Origin of the sequence: Agrobacterium sp. rho-8.1 (genome assembly GCF_033957725.1) — a bacterium.
Classification (GTDB): domain Bacteria; phylum Pseudomonadota; class Alphaproteobacteria; order Rhizobiales; family Rhizobiaceae; genus Agrobacterium.
In genome coordinates, this window is sequence record NZ_CP192789.1 from 603,451 (window position 1) to 621,179 (window position 17,729).

Sequence of the window (17,729 nt, forward strand, 5' to 3'; positions counted from 1 at the left end):
AAGATCAGCCCCGGCCGACAAACGGCATTTTTGTCGCCATGACCGTCATCGTCAACACATTGGCGTCCAGCGGAAGGCTCGCCATGTAGACGACGGCGTTGGCAACATGGGTGGCGTCGATCGTGGGTTCGACGGCGACCTCGCCATTGGCCTGACGGACGCCATTCGACATCCTCTTGGTCATGTCGGTCGAGGCATTGCCGATATCGATCTGGCCACAGGCAATATCGAAATCGCGACCATCGAGGGCCAGAGATTTCGTTAGCCCGGTAATGGCGTGCTTGGTTGCCGTGTAGGGCGCCGTGTTCGGTCGTGGTGTGGTCGCAGAAATGGAGCCATTATTGATGATACGGCCACCGTGTGGCTTCTGACTTTTCATCAGCCTGAAAGCCTGCTGACTGCACAGAAACGCACCCGTGAGATTGGCCGCCACGATGGCATTCCAGTCTTCGAAAGTCTGATCTTCGATCGCGACACTGGGCACGTTGATGCCGGCATTGTTCACCAAGAGATCGAGCCGACCATATGTGTCCGAAATCGCATCGAACAATGCGCGCACGGAAGATGGATTGCCGACATCGGCTGAAATGGCAAGGAAGTCTGTGCCGGTTTCAGCGCCGAGTTCTGCAGCAGCGCTTCTGATCACCTCTTCGCGCCGGCCTGAGATGACGACCGTGTATCCCACAGCGCCCAATGCCTTTGCGATAGCCCGGCCAACGCCGGTTCCCCCACCTGTAACCAGCGCAATTTTTGCCTGCCCAGTCTCCAATGTCGTTGTCATGCAATCAACCCTCCCAGTTCGTCGCGAACTCGCTGCTCATCTTGAACGATCAGCTTATGGGGACGCAAGAGCATCTTTAAGCCCAAGGCCCTGCCGGGGGTTCAGATCGAGATCGGCTTCGATGTGATCGATGTGCCTGATCATCAGGGCGCCGGCACCGTTTCCATCACCTTTTTCCAAAGCATCCAGCATGGCTGAATGTTCCGAGTGCCCACAGCTCGATATTCCCGAGCGACCATATAAGGCAATGACAAGCGAGGAGCGCGCCACGAGCTCGTCCATGAACTTCTGGAGAATGACGTTGCCCGCCACGGACGCCAGCATGAGGTGGAAGTCGCCTGAAGCCTTTATTTCGCCGCGACGAGCTGTTGGACCTCGCTCGTTCATGTAGCGCGCTTCCTCATCCAGCTGACGCCGGAAGTTCGCGATATACGCAGACGTGATACGCTCGACGGCCCCCGCAACGATCCCGGGCTCAATCAGCCGTCGTGATGCAAAAATCTGCCGGGCTTCATCTGGTGAGGGGTTGGACACGAAGGCGCCCCGGTTTCGCTCGGTCTTGACCAGACCTTCGAACGTCAACATCTGCAAGGCTGCACGCGCAACCGTGCGGCTGACATCAAACAGTGCACCGACTTCGTTCTCCGAAAGCTTCGTGCCCGGCGTCAGCCGTCGGTCGATGATGGCATTGCGCAAGGACTCGCGAATAGCGTGCGACCGGTCCTCCTGGGAGGTATCTGAGATGAAGAGTTTTTCGCTGATGGCCATCGCTTGATCCAAACACCTCGCCTTTCTACAGCGACAAGCCACCCTATGCCAAGCGGATTGTTTTTCATCTCGGCACAGGATTGCATACGATTTGCGCAACGGATCGAAAACGATCGCTTCATTTTTAATCGGACGTCACCAAAGTGTGTGACACGACCAAAACTAATCAAGCATTTTTAACAACTTAGTGAAACTGGCACGATTGATGCTTCCTCCTCTGTGACGCAAGGGAGCGCCGGATGAGCAAAGCTGCTGAAATTGATATCATATCTGTCTCCAAGATTTACGGCATGACCACCGCCGTTCATCCCATAAGCCTGAAGATACCGGCGGGCACCTATTGCTGCCTGCTCGGCCCGTCCGGCTGCGGCAAGACATCCACGCTTCGCATGATCGCTGGCCACGAAAGCATCACCTCCGGCGATGTGCGGCTTGGCAATACGGTGGTAACCGACCTGCCGCCCGCCAAACGCGGCACGGCAATGATGTTCCAGTCCTACGCTCTGTTTCCGCATCTCGACCTCATCGACAACGTCGCCTTCAGCCTCAAGATGAAAGGCGTGGCTAAGGACGAACGTCGCGCGAAGGCGATGGAGATGTTGCAGTTGATGCAACTCGAAGCCTACGCAACGCGTCGCCCCGCCCAGCTGTCCGGCGGGCAACAGCAACGTGTCGCGCTGGCGCGTGCTCTCATCACCGATCCCGAAGCGCTGCTGCTCGATGAACCGCTCTCGGCGCTCGACCCATTCTTGAAGATCCGGATGCGTGCGGAACTTAAAAAACTTCAGACATCTCTCGGCATCACCTTCGTGCATGTTACCCACAGCCAGGAAGAGGCCATGGCACTTGCCGATATCATGGTCATAATGAATGACGGACGCATCGAACAGGCCGCACATCCGCGCGTCATCTTTGAAAAGCCTGCCACTGCCTTTGTTGCCCGCTTCATGGGCGACCACAATGTCATTTCAGGACGCATAACCGAGGTTGTCGGGGATGCCTTGATGATTTCCGTGCCTGCGGGTGGAGAGTTTCTGGCCAGTGGCGACCGGGGAGAATTGGCCGACACGGCCGATATCGCCGTGCGCACCGATCATGTCCGGATTGGTCCGCCGTCAGAAAAAGGTCTCGGCTTCACCGGGTCCATCACCAACATCGAATATCGCGGCTCGTCCGTCAAACTGTCTGTCATCGGCGCCGGTATCGATGATTTTACCGCCATTCTGACGGACACAGAATTCTTCGCCAATCCTGTCAAGGTTGGCGAAGCGATACCGCTTTGCTGGGCACGCGAGGACGCAATCGTTCTCGGTCGCCTGAAAAACTGATGCCAACCATAAAAACCCAACCAGAGGAGAACAGGCAATGACTGAGACCAAGAAAACAACGAGCATTTCAAGACGCACGCTCTTGAAGACGGCATCCGCTGCAGCGGGCCTTGCCGCAGGCTCCGGCGCGATCACCGGCTTCCCGACGATCTGGGCACAAAACCCCATCACGCTCCGCCAGTTCGGTACCGGCGTGTCCAACCTCAATGCCATCGCCGAAAAATGCAAGGCAGACCTCGGTATCACGCTGGAGATGACGGCAACCGATTCCGACGCGGCGGCCCAGCGTGCGGTCACCCAGCCCAATTCCTACGATATTGCCGATATCGAATACTGGATTCTCAAGAAGGTGTATCCGGCAGGCGTTATCCAGCCGATGGATGTCAAAAAGCTCAAATATTACGACAAGGTCGTTCCGCTGTTCAAAAACGGCAAGCTGAAGCCTGACAGCGTCATTGCGCAAGGCACAGCTCCGCACACGGTGGGCTTCGTCGAAAAGCCCGGAACCAAAACGTTCGCCAAGAGCGAAACGGAGTGGTTCACGATGATGCCGACGATCTACAATGCCGATACACTCGGCATCCGGCCTGACCTGGTGGGCCGTGAGATATCCACATGGGCCGATATCATGGATCCCAAGTTCAAGGGAAAAACCTCTATTTTGAACATTCCCTCCATCGGTATCATGGATGCGGCAATGATCATGGAGGCAATGGGCAAGATCAAATATGCCGACAAGGGCAACATGACCAAGGAAGAGATCGACAAGACGATCGAATTCCTGATCGAAGCGAAACAGGCGGGCCAGTTCCGCGCGTTCTGGAAGTCGTTCGACGAGAGCGTCAACCTGATGGCATCGGGCGAGGTGGTGATCCAGTCCATGTGGTCACCGGCTGTTGCTGCAGTCCGCTCCAAGGGCATTGCCTGCAAATACCAGCCTTTGAAGGAAGGCTACCGCTCATGGGGCGGCGGACTTGGTCTGGCCAAGCATCTAACCGGCGCGAAGCTGGATGCTGCCTATGAATATATCAACTGGTACACATCCGGTTGGGTTGGCGCCTATCTGAACCGTCAGGGCTACTATTCCGCTGCCATGGATACGGCTAAGGAACATATGTCGGCAGACGAGTGGGGCTACTGGATCGAAGGAAAGCCAGCACAGGGCGATATCGTCGCTCCCGATGGCAAGGTCATGGAAAAAGCCGGTGCAGTGCGCGATGGCGGCTCGTTCGAAGAGCGGATGGGTCATGTTGCTTGCTGGAACTCCGTGATGGAGGAAGACCGCTATATGGTTCGTCGCTGGAACGAGTTCATCGCGGCGTAATCCACGGAAAGCACGGGAGGAGCCTGTCCTGGACGACCGGCCCCTCCCCTCCGAACATCGAAGTACCGCGCGCTAAGAGGAAAAGACCATGGCGACTGTAACGTCCCCTGAAACGGAAAAGATCGGCGAAACCAACGCCAGAAGCTTTCGCCTGTCGCCGGTGCTCGTGTCCTATCTGCAGGCCACGCCTCTTGCTGTCATTCTCGGTGCGTTTCTGCTCCTGCCGATCCTGATGATCACCGTCGTCAGCTTCTGGGACTACGACTTCGCCCAGATGTATCCCGATTTTCTGACGATGAATTACGCGGAAACGCTGGGCTCGTGGGTGACGTGGAAAACCTATCTCAACACGCTGAAATATGCATTTCTGGTTTGGACCATTACGCTCGTCATCGGCTTTTGGGTGGCCTATTTCCTTGCGTTTCACATCCGTACCAGCGCCATGCAAATGGTGCTCTTTCTGGTCTGCACGGTGCCGTTTCTGACGTCGAACATCATCCGCATGATTTCGTGGATACCGGTGCTGGGTCGCAACGGGCTGGTCAATTCAACACTCATGAGCACGGGCATCACGTCGCAACCCGTGGAGTGGCTGCTCTACTCGGACTTTGCGGTGGTGCTTGCGATGGTCCATCTTTACACGCTTTTCATGGTCACGCCGATTTTCAACACACTGATGCGCATCGACAAATCCCTGGTCGAGGCCGCGCGGGATGCGGGCGCCACCAGCTGGCAGACACTAACCAACGTCATTTTCCCCTTGGCAAAACCCGGCATGGCGATCGGCACCATCTTTGTCGTCACGCTTGTCATGGCTGATTTTTCGACGGTGCAGGTCATGTCCGGCGGTCAAAGCGCATCGGTTGCGCTGATGATGAAGAACCAGATGTCGCTTTTGCAATACCCCGCCGCCGCCGCCAACGCCGTGGTGCTGCTCGTTCTCGTCTTGATGATGGTTGCCGGTATTCTGCGCATCGTCGATATCCGCAAGGAGCTTTGAGATGCACAGCGATAAACGTGGCCGCGAGTTTTATATTCTGGCGATCTTCTTTGCGGTCTTCGTGCTGTTTCTTTACGGCCCGCTGTCGGCAATCCTCATCCTTTCGTTCCAAGGCCCGAACGGAGGCCTCACATTCCCGTTGAACGGAGTATCGCTGCGCTGGTTTGCCAATCTCTTCGAAACCCAGGCTGTCGGGGATTTCGGAGGCTCATTCAAGCGCTCTGCCACGCTTGGCATCATGGTGATGCTGGTGACGGTCGGCGTATCGCTGCTTGCAGGTCTGGCCTTTCGTCGCCGGTTCATTGGCTCGACAGCACTTTTCTATCTGGCGGTCGCAAGCCTCGTGGTGCCGTCCATCATCATTTCGCTCGGGATCGGCGTCGTCTTCCAGCAATTGGGGTTGGAGCCTTCCTGGTACACATCCGCTTTCGGCGCGCATCTGACCTGGACCCTACCCTTTGGCGTCCTCATCATGTTTGCCGTGTTCAACCGCTTTTCCCCGGCCTACGAGGAAGCCGCCCGCGATCTGGGTGCAAGTTCGTGGCAGACCTTCGCCCATGTCGTCTTGCCGATGATCGCGCCAAGCCTTATCGGCGTCGGTCTCTTCGGCTTTACGCTGTCCTATGACGAATTTGCCCGCACGTTGATGACGGCAGGTACCTTCAACACGCTCCCACTCGAAATCTACGGCATGACGACGAATGTGACCACGCCGGTGCTTTACGCCTTGGGCACCGTGACAACGGTTTTCTCCTTCCTCGTGATCGCCGCTACCCTCGGCCTCATCGTCCACCTCAACCGTCGCCGTTTGCGGTCATAAAGTGAAATCCATGCGCGTTCTCATCGTTAATCCAAACACGACGGCCAGCATGACCGCAACCATCGCGGATTCGGCTTTAAGGGTGGCAAGTGCCGACACGGAGATCAGCGCTGTCACATCCTCCATGGGGCCGGTGTCCATCGAGGGCTACTACGACGAGGTCTTCGCAGTACCTGGCCTGCTGATGGAAATAGCAAAGGGCGAGAAGGCAGGTGCGCAAGCAGCGATCATCGCGTGCTTCGACGATACGGGCCTGGATGCCGCCCGCGCTTTGGCCAATATACCGGTAATCGGCATCTGCGGGGCAGCGCTTGCCACAACCTCGTTTATCGCCCAGCGGTTCACCATCGTCACCACGATGGAGCGGTCGCGCCAACCACTGGAACACCTCGTCCATCGTTACGGCATGTCGGGCCGCTGCAATGTTCGTGCGGCAGATATTCCAGTGCTCTCGCTGGAAGACCCCGCTTCCAACGCGCGCGAAAAACTGCGGCGAGAGATCAGGGCCGCACTTGATAAGGACAGAGCCGAGGCTATCGTCCTTGGTTGCGCTGGCATGGCAGATCTAACCGCAGAGTTACGCAGCGAATTCAACGTCCCAGTGATCGATGGCGTCGCCTGCGCCGTCAAACAGGCAGAGGCCTTGATAACGCTTGGTCTCACCACCGCAAAAAGCGGCGCCTACGCGTCGCCTGTCTCCAAGCCCTATACCGGACTGCTCGAGAGGTTTGAGCCGCGGCATATGGTCGGCGGCTGATAGCCGTCGAAATTCAGTCCGCAGCCTTGGTGACGAGGACGATCTCGGCGCTCCAGTTTTCCGGCAAAGGATCAGGTCGGGAGATGTGAATGTCGTTGGTTTCCAATCGTGTTACGCCTTTGGTGAGGATACCCGGATACCGGAAACTCTTCCGGACGGCGGTCGGGAACCATGATCGCCTCGCCAGAACCGCAAAAACCAGCGGGCGTTTCATGGCAATCGACGCAAATCCTGATGAGGCGAATATTCTCCACCAGTCCACCGTCGCGACAAAAGATGCCGAGGCCAAGGCCGCGGTCGGACTTGGGGCTTTGCGCCACGCAGCTATTCGGGTTGAAAGAGAGGTTCGGCCAGCCCCTGGAAAGGAAGATCAACGACGTAGACATCACCGCCGGGGCCGTTGCCGCCAGCCCGCAAGGACGTGATGAATGCCGTTTTGAGATCCTTGCCGATAAAACACATATTGGTGGCGTTTGGCACATCGACGTGGATTTCCGCATCGATAACACCGGCGGGCGTCATACGAACGATGCGACCGCTGTCGCTCGCGGCAATCCAGTAGCAGCCATCGATATCCATGGCCGCGCCATCCGGACGTCCTCCAAGCAGGACATGATCGGCAAACAGCTGCCCTGCGCCGATCTCTCCCGTCTCTGTATCAAAGTCATGCCGCATGACATGCGGATTGAGCGGGTTAGAGTCCGAAACATACATGGACGTGCCGTCCGGGCTCCAGGCGAGGCCGTTCTGGGTGCGAAAGCGACCACCTCTTTCAACAATATCCGCCTTTCGCCCAATTCTGAAAAGCGTGCCGAATGCGCCCGGTGCGGACGTATCCGGCGCCATGGAGCCGGACCAGAAACGCCCTTGCCGATCGCAGGCCCCATCATTCATGCGCCAGCCGGGCTCGAGGTTCGGGCCACCGGCATAATCGAGCTGCACGGCGTCGTCTTCCAAAGTCAACGTTGCAAATCCGCGTTCGGTAGATGCAATGAAGCCACCACCTGCCCGGACGGCGAGAGCGCCGATTTTGACTGGAAGATCGAACCGCTGCATGACACCATCCGGATAGGTCATGCGATAAAGGGCAAGACCGGGTGCATCGACCCATGTCACCCGCGACCGATCCGGCTCCCAGACGGGCGTTTCACCGGTAATGCAGCCCGGTCGGGCGACCCTCTCCGCGACAAAAACGGGTCTATTCTTGCTTGCCATATGTTTTCAGCCTGATCTTGCTCGTGTTAGCCCAGAGGCACGATACGGCGCTCGTTTGCTTTGTCAAACAACAGCGCCTTGCCATTTGCGATACTCGAACCAACCTGATCGCCCATATGCAGCAGGCTGCGGCTCTTTGAAGAAACCAGCACTTCAGTGACGCACCAACGTCTGGAGGCTTACTTGGCCTCCAGAGCCGATAATTCCGCTTCCGCCTGGTAGTGCAGCCCTTCTGGACGGTAATCGATCTGCGATGCCCGTTGGCCGGCACCAAGGCCGATTTCGATCAACCGGGTGCCGAACCCGCGCTGCTGCGGCGCGGTCACGAGCGGACCACCCGATTCCATCCACGTGAACCTCAGTATTTTCGGGGCGTCCGGAGACGCCCCTTCGACGCTCCAGCTGATGCCCACGCGTCCCTCCGCAACAGAAAGGGCGCCATATTTCAAGGCATTGGTGGAAAGCTCGTGAAGAACAAGGGATAGCGCAAGCGAGGCTTGCGGACCAAGGAGAACATCCGGGCCATTTGCGCTGATACGGTCGCTACCGGCATGGATGGATGTGGCAGATCTTACCAGTTCCGCCACAAGGGCAGCATCGCGATGGCCCGTCAACAATGTTTCATGGGCTGTTGCCAATGCATTGATGCGCGGCGCAAGTGTCCGCTGCGCAGACTTCACATCGGGTGCCGATCGCAACGTCTGGCTCACGATGGACTGCACGATGGCCAATGAATTCTTGAGCCGGTGAGAAAGCTCGCGGTTGAGCAAGGCGCGTCGTTCTTCCGCCTGCTTGCGATCCTCGACATCGATGACCAGCGCAAGTGTCGCCAGAATGCCGCCGCTGTGGTCTCGGACAGGCGTGGTGGTCACCTCGTATCTGCGATTTTCGCCCTGCTCGTTCTGGTGCTCGATGAGGCGCTCGGCCTCCGCTGCATCAGGAACGAGCACTCCAAGCGCAAGAACTCCGCCCTTTGTCGTCACCTGCTGCCCGAACATCTGTTCGAGCCTGGTGTTGAACGTCTCGTGACCATCGGCGTAAATGATGGATATTCCGATAGGCGCCTGCTGGACGACGGCCTCGAGAAGACCGCGCTCGACATGAAGCTGTTTCTGGCTTTCAAGCAGTTCCGCTTCTGCCTTTTGTAGCCTTGTCAGATCCAGCATCGCGCCAATCATCCGGCGTGGGCGACCCTGTTCATCTCGAATGACGTGACCTCGATCAAAGACCGGAGCATAGGTGCCATCAGCACGCTTGAAGCGATAGCCATCGGTCCATTCAGTCTCCGTCCCGTCGATGACGGCGTGGATCGAATGATCGATCCTCTGGCGGTCATCGGGATGAATATGGTCGATCCACCACGCGCCCGTCGGCTCGATTCTATCCGGGTCATGGCCGTAAGCGGTGGTCAAAGCCTCGTTCCAAAGGACGAAATTGGTTTCGAAATCCCAGTCCCAAATTGCGTCGTTGGTTGCACGACTGGCGAAGCGGTAACGCTCTTCCGCCTCGCGCAGGCGGCGTTGGGCCTCCCCTGCCCGCGTAATATCTCTGACGGTACCGATGAAGCGAAGCGCATTCGCGCCATGGAAAAAGGTTTTGCCCTTGGCCGCAACCCATCGCTCGACACCATCGGCCAATCCGATCGTGCGATATTCCACATCGAAAATGCCATCGCCTTGTGGGTCTATTGCCGCCTTGACGGCGTCATGCGTCCGCTCCTGATCATCCGGGTGCAAGCCCGTCAGAAACGTCTCGTAATCGACGTCGGCATCTTGCGGCAAACCAAACAGCGTGCGGCACCGATCATCCCACACCAGAGTGTCGGCAACGAGGTCGTAATCGAATGTCCCCATCTCCGTCACGTCGAGAGCAAGCTCCAGCGTTTCCTGCGCTTTACGCAACTTCTCTTCGGCTTGCCTGCGCGCTGTGATGTCACGCGTAACGCCAATGAACCCGACCGGGCGACCATTGTCATCGAATTGAAAATCGCCTTTTCGTGCGATCCAGCGGATTTCACCCGTGTCCGCTTTTCGAATGCGATATTCCACATCGGTCGGAGCTTCACCTGTGCGCCGGTTGTCTTCGTGAGAGACCAGCTTGTCATCCATGGGGATCACAAGGCTTTCAAGTTCCCGCGCTGGGCGTTCATCCAGATGTTCGAGGCCGAACGTGCGTGAAAACTCCTGCGTTCCCTTGACGGTGTTGGTCGCGATATCGAGCGTGAAAAGCCCCACGCCGCCAGCTCTCTGGGCGGCAGCCAGCTTTTCGGAAACTTCCTGATACTGCGCTTGGTCCTCTATTCGCTCGGCGAGCATGCGCGTGCGGTCCACGGCCAGTTTGCGCAGTTCCAGCTGCATCATGACCTGACGCGCAAGCGCTTCAAGCCCACCGCGTTGCGATCCTGTCAGGCCCTGAGGTCGCGGCACATGATCCAGCACACATAAGGTGCCGAGCGTATGCCCGCTCGACGTGATGAGCGGTGCGCCTGCGTAGAATCGAATGTGCGGGACATCCACGACCAAAGGGTTGTTTGCCGTGCGCGGGTCTTTGGTCAGATCAGGCACTTCGAGGATTTGGGTCATGCCCAGCACATGACGGCACACAGAGCTTTCAAGGTTCGTCTGGCAGGGATCAAAACCCTGGCGTGCCTTGAACCATTGCCGGTCGCTATCGACAAAACTCACAAGGGCTACCGGCGCATCACAGAGCAGCGTTGCGAGGCCAACGATATCGTCGAAGCCAGCTTCGGGCGGCGTATCCAGTATGCCGTAGGACTGCAACTCGGCGAGGCGCAGATCGTTCGTTTCGTGACGTGTCAAATTCGGCATCCGCTCTGGATTGCCGCGGCGGCGATCCCCTCATTGATACATGTAGTGTATGAAATGCATTCGGGAAAGAGAGGTTGCGCGCTGCGCGATAAACTTGGCACACAATACAAAAGGGCACGCGGCATGTTTGCAGACGCGATCAGTGATACAACAGGGACAATCGTAAACACCAAGACTTGAACAGCGTCATCGGCGTCCCCATTCATTTAGAGCGGATATTTTCCCGTTTGCTGATGGAGCACCTCATGGCCGAAAAAACATGGAATGCCAGCCACGCCGGTGGTGATGACGCACGTGAGTTTGTTGACACTGCAGCACGCCTGCGTCGGCTGCGGCGCCTTTCAGGTGTTGCGCGCCTGATGGATACGGCCATCGGCATTCCTGGAACCCGCCTTCGATTTGGCGCCGATTCCATCTTGGGCCTCGTGCCTCTCGTCGGAGACGGCGCAGGTGCGCTGGTTGGCCTCTACATCGTGAACGAAGCGCGCCGCCTCGGTATTCCGCCGGAAAAATTGGCCCGCATGGTCGGCAACGTTGCCTTGGATTCCGTGGTCGGTAGCGTCCCGCTGCTGGGCGACATCTTCGACCTCTATTTCAAATCCCACCGTCGCAATGTCGATATGATTTTCGACCATTTCGGCGTTGATCGGGACGACTTGCACCGCAAGAGGTGATTCAGCCGGTCGCCTTCGCGTCTTTCATATAACGCTCATAAAACAATGCGACCTTGCCGCCGCATAACGAGCGGAGAGATGAAATGCGCGAAGGCAAACTGCGAGAGATCGAAAAAATAGCCGAGACCATCAAAGGTCTGGCGGAGCCCGGCATGAAGCCGAAAGCTCTGATCGATGCGGTGAAAAACCATCACCCGCAGGCGACCAAGAAGGAAATTGCACGCGCCGCGTTTCTCAGCGTCATTCTGGCTGCAGAATATGACCCCGAAGATACGCAGGTATTGCATGACCTCGCGATGGAAACGCGCGATGGTGATCAAGACTGATTGATCCCATTTATCATTCTATTCAAAGATATTCGGTTCTCCGCAGGAACCTGTTGCGCCGCAAACACCTTTACCGTCCAGCATCGACAACGGGAGTTTGACTAGATGGCATATGTAGAAGCAAAAGACGGTACGCAGTTACACGTCAAGGACATGGGTCAAGGTAACCCCGTTATTCTCATCCATGGCTGGCCGCTGACAGGCGATATGTTCGAGTATCAGACCGTGGCCCTGCTTGAAGCGGGTTTTCGGGTCATCACTTATGACCGGCGCGGATTTGGCCAGTCCGGGCATCCGGCAAGCGGATACGATTACAACACCTTCGCTGATGACCTGTCGGCCGTTATCGACAGTCTGGATGTGCAAAGCGTCTCGCTCGTCGGGTTTTCCATGGGTGGCGGCGAAATAGCTAGATATCTATCCAGACACGGTGCGTCCAAAGTCTCCAAAGCCGTTCTCGTGGCATCCGTCGCCGGTTATCTACTGAAAGACGAGACCAATCCCTACGGCGTGGACGCCAGCGTCTTCGAGGACATGAAAAAAGACATCCGAAAGGATCGCTTCGCGTTTCTTCATAGCTTTGCAAAGACATTCTATGGCGTTGGGTTCGTGACCAGTCCTGTGAGCCAAGGCATCCTTGACTGGTCCTTCATTCTGGGCGTCATGGCAAGTCCAAAGGCGACGATCGACTGTGTGGATGCCTTCGGAAAAACCGATTTCAGACCCGACTTTTCGGCATTCACCGTACCAACGCTGGTCATCCACGGCACTGGCGACAAGACGGTGCCAATCGAGCCGTCGGGGCGCGCAGCCGCCAACGGTATTTCAGGCGCAAAACTCATCGAATATGAGGGCGAACCTCATGGCCTGTTCGCCACCGTTCCCGAAAGGCTCAATCAGGATCTCATCGATTTTCTGAGATGATGTCCAAGGCGCACCGATGACAAGCGGTGCGCTTTTTTATTGCGCAAGCGACGCGTCGCCACCTCCGCCAGGCAATCAAGCCGGGAGGAATCGCTCTGCAAGTCTTGCCCACATCGCAGCGCCCACAGTCAGACTACCATCGGCAAAATCATATTTCGAACTGTGTAATGTGGAAGAATTGACGCCATTGCCGAGGCGTAGGAAAGTCCCTGGCTTGTGCTCGAGAAAATAGGCAAAGTCTTCGCTGCCTGGGATCAGATTGCAGGTTGAAACGTTTTCTGCGCCGACCAGCTCTTCGGCAACGGTGCGGGCAAATACGGTTTCAGCATCCGAATTCACAACGACCGGGTAGCCGTGTTCATAGTCGATATCGATCGTAGCCCCAAACCCTTCCACAATGGCGTGCGCAAGTTTTGTAATGCGCGCTTGCAGCACGTCGCGAATGCCAGGCTCGAAGCAGCGGACGCTCAGCGAGAGTTTGGCATGTTCAGGAATGACATTGACGGCCTCTCCGGCGTGAATGGTGCCAACGGTCACCACGGCTGTCTGCGTCGGATCGATATTGCGTGATACCACCGTCTGGAGCGCAACGACAAGATTGCAGGCAACGACGACAGGATCGATCGTCAGATGCGGTCGTGATGCGTGGCCGCCTTTGCCCTTAATCGTCATCTTCACCGTATCAGACGAAGCCATCATTGGGCCAGACCGCAACAGAAATGCTCCTTCCGCGGCACCGGGATGATTGTGCAGACCGAAAATCGCGTCGATGGGAAACCGGTCAAACAGACCGTCGGCGATCATCTGTTGCGCGCCACTCGGCTTTCCACTTTCCTCGGCGGGCTGGAAGATCAGCGTCACCGTTCCGTCGAAATGGCGTGTCTTGGCCAGATATTCTGCGGCGCCCAACAGAACCGTCGTGTGGCCGTCATGGCCGCAGGCATGCATCTTTCCCGGCGTCTTGCTGGCATAGGGCAATCCTGTCTCTTCCAGAATCGGCAGCGCATCCATATCCGCGCGAATGCCGATGCTTTTTTTGGCCGTGCCGTTTGTCAGGCATGCAACGACGCCGTGCCCGCCGACATTGCGGGTGACCTCATAGCCCCAGGCTTCCAGCTTTTCAGCCACAAAACGTGCAGTTTCAGTTTCCTCCTGCGACAGTTCCGGGTGGGCATGAAGGTACTGGCGTGTCTCTTTCATCTCCGCTTCCATTGGTTCGAAGTCGGAAACACGGGCATATCTGTTATCGTTAAGCATGACGTTCATCCAATATCGGGAAAAAGAGCGCCGGTCGAAAGACCGGCGAAGTGTGGGAATTGGCGCGCGAGCCTAAAGGAAGCGGGACAGAAAAGTCTTTGTCCGCTCATGTTGCGGATTGCCGATCACCTCTTCCGGCCTGCCCATTTCCACGATGTGGCCGCCATCCATAAAAACGACCCGGTCTGCCGCCTCTCGCGCGAAGCTAATTTCGTGCGTAACCACAATCATCGTAAGACCCTGACTGGCGAGATCGCGCATGGTGTTCAACACTTCACCCACCAGTTCGGGATCGAGAGCCGAGGTTGGCTCGTCAAACAGCATCAGCTTGGGTTTGATGGCCAGTGCGCGAGCGATTGCGACGCGCTGCTGCTGGCCGCCTGAAAGCTGGCGCGGATAGTTCTTCGCCTTATCAGAAAGCCCGACCCGTTCCAGAAGCTGCATGGCATGTTGGATCGCAGCAGCCCTTGTTTCGCCATGCACGCCCACCGGCGCCTCGATGATATTTTCAAGCACCGTCAAATGCGGATAGAGGTTAAAGCTCTGAAACACCATTCCAATCTTGCGGCGCTGTGCAGCAATGGCATTTGCCGACAGCTTGACCAACCGGTTGCGCTGCATGCGATAGCCGATCTGGTCACCATCCACATCGATCGACCCTTTATTGATGGATTCAAGGTGATTGATGCAGCGCAGGAAAGTCGACTTTCCGGAACCAGAGGGCCCGAGAATGGCGACGACTTCGCCCGGCACAACATCAAGATCGATGCCTTTCAGCACTTCCAGCTGGTCATAGGACTTGTGAACATTGCGCGCCCTGACGAGCGGCTCTCTGGTCTCTGCGGCGATCAATGGCTTGGCTCCTCGATAAGCGCCGGTGCGGCAGGCTTGGCGGCGGGGTCGCTGCGACGGTCACCACGGCTGTAATACCGCTCGATATAGGCCTGCCCCACATTGAGGACGGAGGTGATCAGCAGATACCAGATGACCGCAACCAATAGCATCGGGATGATTTCAAAGGTCCGGTTGTAGATCGACTGAACCGAATAGAGCAGATCGGCCATGGCAATGACGCTGACCAGCGATGTTGCCTTGATCATGCTGATCAACTGGTTGCCGGTGGGTGGTACGATGGAGCGCATGGCTTGCGGAATGATGATGCGGCGAAGAGCGCGCGCCCGCGTCATGCCGAAGGCTTCGGCTGTCTCGGCCTGTCCACGATCCACGGATAACAGTCCACCACGAATGATTTCTGCCATATAGGCCGCTTCGTTGAGCGCCAGGCCAACGATGGCCGCCGTCATCGGTGTTATCACGGAATTGGTGTCCCAGCTCGCCAAGGTCGGGCCGAACGGGATCGCGATGGAAAGCTCTGGAAACAAGGTCGACATATTGTACCAGAAGATGAGTTGGACGAGCAGCGGCGTTCCCCGGAAAAACCAGATGAACAGCGACGCAAAAGAACTTGCCAGACCATCAGTCGACATGCGCGCAATTGCCAGCAACAGCCCCAACATAACACCGATGATCATGGCAACCACGGTCAAGCCGAGGCTCACATAAAGGCCCTGAATGACGGTCGGGTCGAAGAAATATGCCGCCACAATTGACCAACCGAAATTTTCGTTGTTGGCGACGATCCAGACAAAATTGACCACGAAGAGCGCAATGATGGCCCACAGCGCGAAGCGATCATAGCGAAACGGAGTGTGAGCGTTTGCCACATCTCTCTCGGACGCATCGCCGGATAGCGACACGCTGGTTCTGGCGTCCATGGTCATTTTGGCAGCGCCCCGCCGAGATTGATGCCCGGCTCTTTCAGCATATTGTTTTCAAGACCCCACTTTTTCATGATCGTGGCATAGGTACCGTTGTCCATGAGAACTTTGACACCATCGCGCAGCACCGCTGCCAGCGGCGAGCCCTTGGGAACGACTGCACCTTGATAGAGGCTATCGAAGCCGTTTTTCTCTCCGACGCCCGTGAGTTCCAGCTGGCCGTTAGCCTGGCTGACAAAATAGGTCAGCGGCGCCTGTGACGAGAAGAAAGCGTCGGAACGTTTGGAGCGAACGGCGAGGATTGAGCTTGGCTGGTCGGTAAAGGACTGCACTTCGATAGGCTTACCATCGGCGCTGCATTTTTTGTTCTGCTCCTGAATGACCCGTTCGGCTGAACCGCCCGCCATCACCGCAATGCGATGGCCACATGCCGTATCGAGCGAAACGATGCCTTTAGGGTTGCCCTTTTGAACCGCGAACACGACGAATTCCTGCACCCAGTCGACAAAATCATTGGATTCCTCGCGACTTTTGAAATCGCCGATCGGGCCGAATGCAAACTGGTAGCGGCCTGAATTGACGCCAGAGAGAAGGGCTGGCAGGCCGCCCACTGTCGCATGATCGATCTTGACACCGAGGAGCTGGCCAAGCGCCTCTGTCAGATCGGCGCTGGCGCCGGTCATCTCCGTACCCGTCACGATTTCATAGGGCGGAAACGAGCCGTTATTGACGGATGTCATCTCGCCAGCGGTCCGAATTTTTTCCGGCAGACGCGCGTGCAGCGCATCATCCTTTTTCTGGGCCGGAATTGCTGCGTCCTGAGCAAGGCTCATGGTTGCAGACAGCAGACCGGCAAGCACAGTCGATGTGACCATTTTGATTGTCATTTCGGCATTCCCCTTATTTATTGATATTTATGCAAATTTCGGAAAGAGGTCGGTGGGCGACAGGCGCCGAGGCAGGATTTTCTGTTCGTATAGCTCTTCGGCGAAATCAGAGATCATTGCCTCATTCGCGGCCATCCCGCTCTTGTTCCAGCCAGTTGGCAGATCGGCAGCACAGCGGCTCAGCTCATCGATCATCCACGGTGTCGTATCGGCGTATTTTTCACGTTTGGCCAGCCAGATGCGCTGAGACTCATCGATCATATCACTGAGTTCCTCCACGACCCATGGATTGTCCGCAACGATCTGCGCTTTGATCCCGATCAGATGCATGCCCGGGACATAACCGACATCATTGAGATAGGCGATTTCGGACGCACGATAATCGGACAGCACCTGACGGAACGGCGATGCCTTGTCAAAGAAACCTTCCGGCATAAAAGGCGTAAAAATCGCGTCGAGGCCGCCCTCACGAAGAAGCTCCACCATCGGGCGCTCTGCGGGTGCAGCCTCGATCCTCCCTTGTCGACCAAAACCATCGAGCCGGTCGGTAATCGGATGCGCTTCGGTCAGGCGGCCCGCATACCACATGGCATCCTCCACACCGACACCTTCGCGACGAACCGCCGCGCGCGTCCACGTGTTGCCAGAATCCCGCCAACCGGTAACACCGATCCTTTTACCTGCGAGGTCACTCAGACGGTGAACTGAACTCTCTTTCGCCGTGATGATGCAGCGGTGACGAAACCCCCGCATGATGAAATTCGGGATGCCGACGACATGATCTTCGCCATCATGGCGCATCTGCGCATAGCGGCTGAACGACATTTCGGCGGCATCATAGCGCTTATCGGTCGCGATGTTGGGGACCAGCGTACCAACGCGGTCCACTTCGACCTCAAGGCGGGGAGACGAAACATCGCCCAGAACCAGCGGCGTCATATAGTCCCAGTCGCGCAATGCGAGACGAATTTTCAAGGGCATTTTCAGGCTCACGATTTCTTTCACCAGACCGAAATTAAATGTTCATTTGATAGATCACAAATGTTATTTTGTTATTGAACA

18 protein-coding genes are annotated in these 17,729 nt (G+C 56.9%); 8 read left to right on the forward strand and 10 right to left on the reverse strand.

Annotated elements, in window-relative coordinates:
• Window positions 1-4: 4 nt before the first annotated feature.
• Window positions 5-781 (reverse strand): SDR family oxidoreductase, encoded by a 777-nt coding sequence (locus RMR21_RS17640; protein ID WP_498670765.1) that lies wholly within the window; start codon window positions 779-781, stop codon window positions 5-7.
• Window positions 782-835: 54 nt separating this feature from the next.
• Window positions 836-1,549: a GntR family transcriptional regulator gene (locus tag RMR21_RS17645; RefSeq protein WP_498670766.1), complete on the reverse strand. Its 714-nt coding sequence runs from the start codon at window positions 1,547-1,549 to the stop codon at window positions 836-838.
• A 239-nt stretch (window positions 1,550-1,788) separates the two neighbouring features.
• Here RMR21_RS17645 and RMR21_RS17650 point away from each other — a divergent pair, with 239 nt between their 5' ends.
• The 5 genes from RMR21_RS17650 to RMR21_RS17670 all read left to right on the forward strand — a co-directional run bounded on the left by RMR21_RS17650 (window position 1,789) and on the right by RMR21_RS17670 (window position 6,778).
• Window positions 1,789-2,877 carry an ABC transporter ATP-binding protein gene (locus RMR21_RS17650; RefSeq protein WP_498670767.1) on the forward strand — a complete coding sequence of 363 codons (1,089 nt, stop codon included), beginning with the start codon at window positions 1,789-1,791 and terminating at the stop codon, window positions 2,875-2,877.
• A 37-nt stretch (window positions 2,878-2,914) separates the two neighbouring features.
• The gene (locus RMR21_RS17655) at window positions 2,915-4,201 is read left to right on the forward strand and encodes an ABC transporter substrate-binding protein (RefSeq protein ID WP_498670768.1); all 1,287 of its coding nucleotides are present in this window, start codon (window positions 2,915-2,917) and stop codon (window positions 4,199-4,201) included.
• An 88-nt stretch (window positions 4,202-4,289) separates the two neighbouring features.
• Window positions 4,290-5,201 (forward strand): ABC transporter permease, encoded by a 912-nt coding sequence (locus RMR21_RS17660; RefSeq protein WP_498670769.1) that lies wholly within the window; start codon window positions 4,290-4,292, stop codon window positions 5,199-5,201.
• Between the two features lies 1 nt (window position 5,202).
• Window positions 5,203-6,021 carry an ABC transporter permease gene (locus RMR21_RS17665; protein WP_498670770.1) on the forward strand — a complete coding sequence of 273 codons (819 nt, stop codon included), beginning with the start codon at window positions 5,203-5,205 and terminating at the stop codon, window positions 6,019-6,021.
• A 10-nt stretch (window positions 6,022-6,031) separates the two neighbouring features.
• Window positions 6,032-6,778 carry an aspartate/glutamate racemase family protein gene (locus RMR21_RS17670; protein WP_498670771.1) on the forward strand — a complete coding sequence of 249 codons (747 nt, stop codon included), beginning with the start codon at window positions 6,032-6,034 and terminating at the stop codon, window positions 6,776-6,778.
• Between the two features lie 13 nt (window positions 6,779-6,791).
• Here the strand turns inward: RMR21_RS17670 and RMR21_RS17675 are convergent, their stop codons facing one another.
• From RMR21_RS17675 to RMR21_RS17685, 3 genes are all read right to left on the reverse strand, one after another.
• A complete protein-coding gene (locus RMR21_RS17675) occupies window positions 6,792-6,992 on the reverse strand; it encodes a hypothetical protein (RefSeq protein ID WP_498670772.1) in 201 nt (66 codons plus the stop codon).
• A 110-nt stretch (window positions 6,993-7,102) separates the two neighbouring features.
• Window positions 7,103-7,993, reverse strand: coding sequence for an SMP-30/gluconolactonase/LRE family protein (locus tag RMR21_RS17680; RefSeq protein WP_498670773.1), 891 nt, complete (start codon window positions 7,991-7,993; stop codon window positions 7,103-7,105).
• A 179-nt stretch (window positions 7,994-8,172) separates the two neighbouring features.
• A complete protein-coding gene (locus tag RMR21_RS17685) occupies window positions 8,173-10,812 on the reverse strand; it encodes a PAS domain-containing protein (RefSeq protein ID WP_498670774.1) in 2,640 nt (879 codons plus the stop codon).
• A 254-nt stretch (window positions 10,813-11,066) separates the two neighbouring features.
• Here RMR21_RS17685 and RMR21_RS17690 point away from each other — a divergent pair, with 254 nt between their 5' ends.
• The 3 genes from RMR21_RS17690 to RMR21_RS17700 all read left to right on the forward strand — a co-directional run bounded on the left by RMR21_RS17690 (window position 11,067) and on the right by RMR21_RS17700 (window position 12,745).
• Window positions 11,067-11,495 (forward strand): DUF4112 domain-containing protein, encoded by a 429-nt coding sequence (locus RMR21_RS17690; RefSeq protein ID WP_498670775.1) that lies wholly within the window; start codon window positions 11,067-11,069, stop codon window positions 11,493-11,495.
• An 83-nt stretch (window positions 11,496-11,578) separates the two neighbouring features.
• Window positions 11,579-11,821 (forward strand): hypothetical protein, encoded by a 243-nt coding sequence (locus tag RMR21_RS17695; RefSeq protein ID WP_498670776.1) that lies wholly within the window; start codon window positions 11,579-11,581, stop codon window positions 11,819-11,821.
• 105 nt (window positions 11,822-11,926) lie between these two features.
• Window positions 11,927-12,745 (forward strand): alpha/beta fold hydrolase, encoded by an 819-nt coding sequence (locus tag RMR21_RS17700; protein WP_498670777.1) that lies wholly within the window; start codon window positions 11,927-11,929, stop codon window positions 12,743-12,745.
• Between the two features lie 75 nt (window positions 12,746-12,820).
• Here the strand turns inward: RMR21_RS17700 and RMR21_RS17705 are convergent, their stop codons facing one another.
• From RMR21_RS17705 to RMR21_RS17725, 5 genes are all read right to left on the reverse strand, one after another.
• The gene (locus tag RMR21_RS17705; protein WP_498670778.1) at window positions 12,821-14,002 is read right to left on the reverse strand and encodes a M20 aminoacylase family protein; all 1,182 of its coding nucleotides are present in this window, start codon (window positions 14,000-14,002) and stop codon (window positions 12,821-12,823) included.
• 72 nt (window positions 14,003-14,074) lie between these two features.
• Complete coding sequence (locus tag RMR21_RS17710; RefSeq protein ID WP_498670779.1) at window positions 14,075-14,854, reverse strand: amino acid ABC transporter ATP-binding protein; 780 nt, start codon at window positions 14,852-14,854, stop codon at window positions 14,075-14,077.
• Entirely contained in the window at window positions 14,851-15,783 is a 933-nt protein-coding gene (locus RMR21_RS17715) for an amino acid ABC transporter permease (protein ID WP_498670780.1), read from the reverse strand. Before RMR21_RS17715 ends, RMR21_RS17710 begins: the two co-directional genes overlap by 4 nt.
• Complete coding sequence (locus tag RMR21_RS17720; RefSeq protein WP_498670781.1) at window positions 15,780-16,667, reverse strand: ABC transporter substrate-binding protein; 888 nt, start codon at window positions 16,665-16,667, stop codon at window positions 15,780-15,782. The genes RMR21_RS17715 and RMR21_RS17720 overlap by 4 nt, the downstream gene beginning before the upstream one ends.
• A gap of 27 nt (window positions 16,668-16,694) precedes the next feature.
• Window positions 16,695-17,648, reverse strand: coding sequence for a substrate-binding domain-containing protein (locus RMR21_RS17725; protein WP_498670782.1), 954 nt, complete (start codon window positions 17,646-17,648; stop codon window positions 16,695-16,697).
• Window positions 17,649-17,729: the final 81 nt, after the last annotated feature.

Bases quoted from the DNA above. Each gene is read 5' to 3' on its own strand.
- RMR21_RS17645 (WP_498670766.1), bottom strand. From the start codon at position 1,549: ATGGCCATCAGCGAAAAACTCTTCATCTCAGATACCTCCCAGGAGGAC.
- RMR21_RS17675 (WP_498670772.1), bottom strand. From the start codon at position 6,992: ATGAAACGCCCGCTGGTTTTTGCGGTTCTGGCGAGGCGATCATGGTTC.
- RMR21_RS17695 (WP_498670776.1), top strand. From the start codon at position 11,579: ATGCGCGAAGGCAAACTGCGAGAGATCGAAAAAATAGCCGAGACCATC.
- RMR21_RS17700 (WP_498670777.1), top strand. From the start codon at position 11,927: ATGGCATATGTAGAAGCAAAAGACGGTACGCAGTTACACGTCAAGGAC.
- RMR21_RS17660 (WP_498670769.1), top strand. From the start codon at position 4,290: ATGGCGACTGTAACGTCCCCTGAAACGGAAAAGATCGGCGAAACCAAC.
- RMR21_RS17665 (WP_498670770.1), top strand. From the start codon at position 5,203: ATGCACAGCGATAAACGTGGCCGCGAGTTTTATATTCTGGCGATCTTC.
- RMR21_RS17705 (WP_498670778.1), bottom strand. From the start codon at position 14,002: ATGCTTAACGATAACAGATATGCCCGTGTTTCCGACTTCGAACCAATG.
- RMR21_RS17720 (WP_498670781.1), bottom strand. From the start codon at position 16,667: ATGACAATCAAAATGGTCACATCGACTGTGCTTGCCGGTCTGCTGTCT.
- RMR21_RS17715 (WP_498670780.1), bottom strand. From the start codon at position 15,783: ATGACCATGGACGCCAGAACCAGCGTGTCGCTATCCGGCGATGCGTCC.
- RMR21_RS17725 (WP_498670782.1), bottom strand. From the start codon at position 17,648: ATGCCCTTGAAAATTCGTCTCGCATTGCGCGACTGGGACTATATGACG.
- RMR21_RS17640 (WP_498670765.1), bottom strand. From the start codon at position 781: ATGACAACGACATTGGAGACTGGGCAGGCAAAAATTGCGCTGGTTACA.
- RMR21_RS17650 (WP_498670767.1), top strand. From the start codon at position 1,789: ATGAGCAAAGCTGCTGAAATTGATATCATATCTGTCTCCAAGATTTAC.
- RMR21_RS17655 (WP_498670768.1), top strand. From the start codon at position 2,915: ATGACTGAGACCAAGAAAACAACGAGCATTTCAAGACGCACGCTCTTG.
- RMR21_RS17670 (WP_498670771.1), top strand. From the start codon at position 6,032: ATGCGCGTTCTCATCGTTAATCCAAACACGACGGCCAGCATGACCGCA.
- RMR21_RS17690 (WP_498670775.1), top strand. From the start codon at position 11,067: ATGGCCGAAAAAACATGGAATGCCAGCCACGCCGGTGGTGATGACGCA.
- RMR21_RS17680 (WP_498670773.1), bottom strand. From the start codon at position 7,993: ATGGCAAGCAAGAATAGACCCGTTTTTGTCGCGGAGAGGGTCGCCCGA.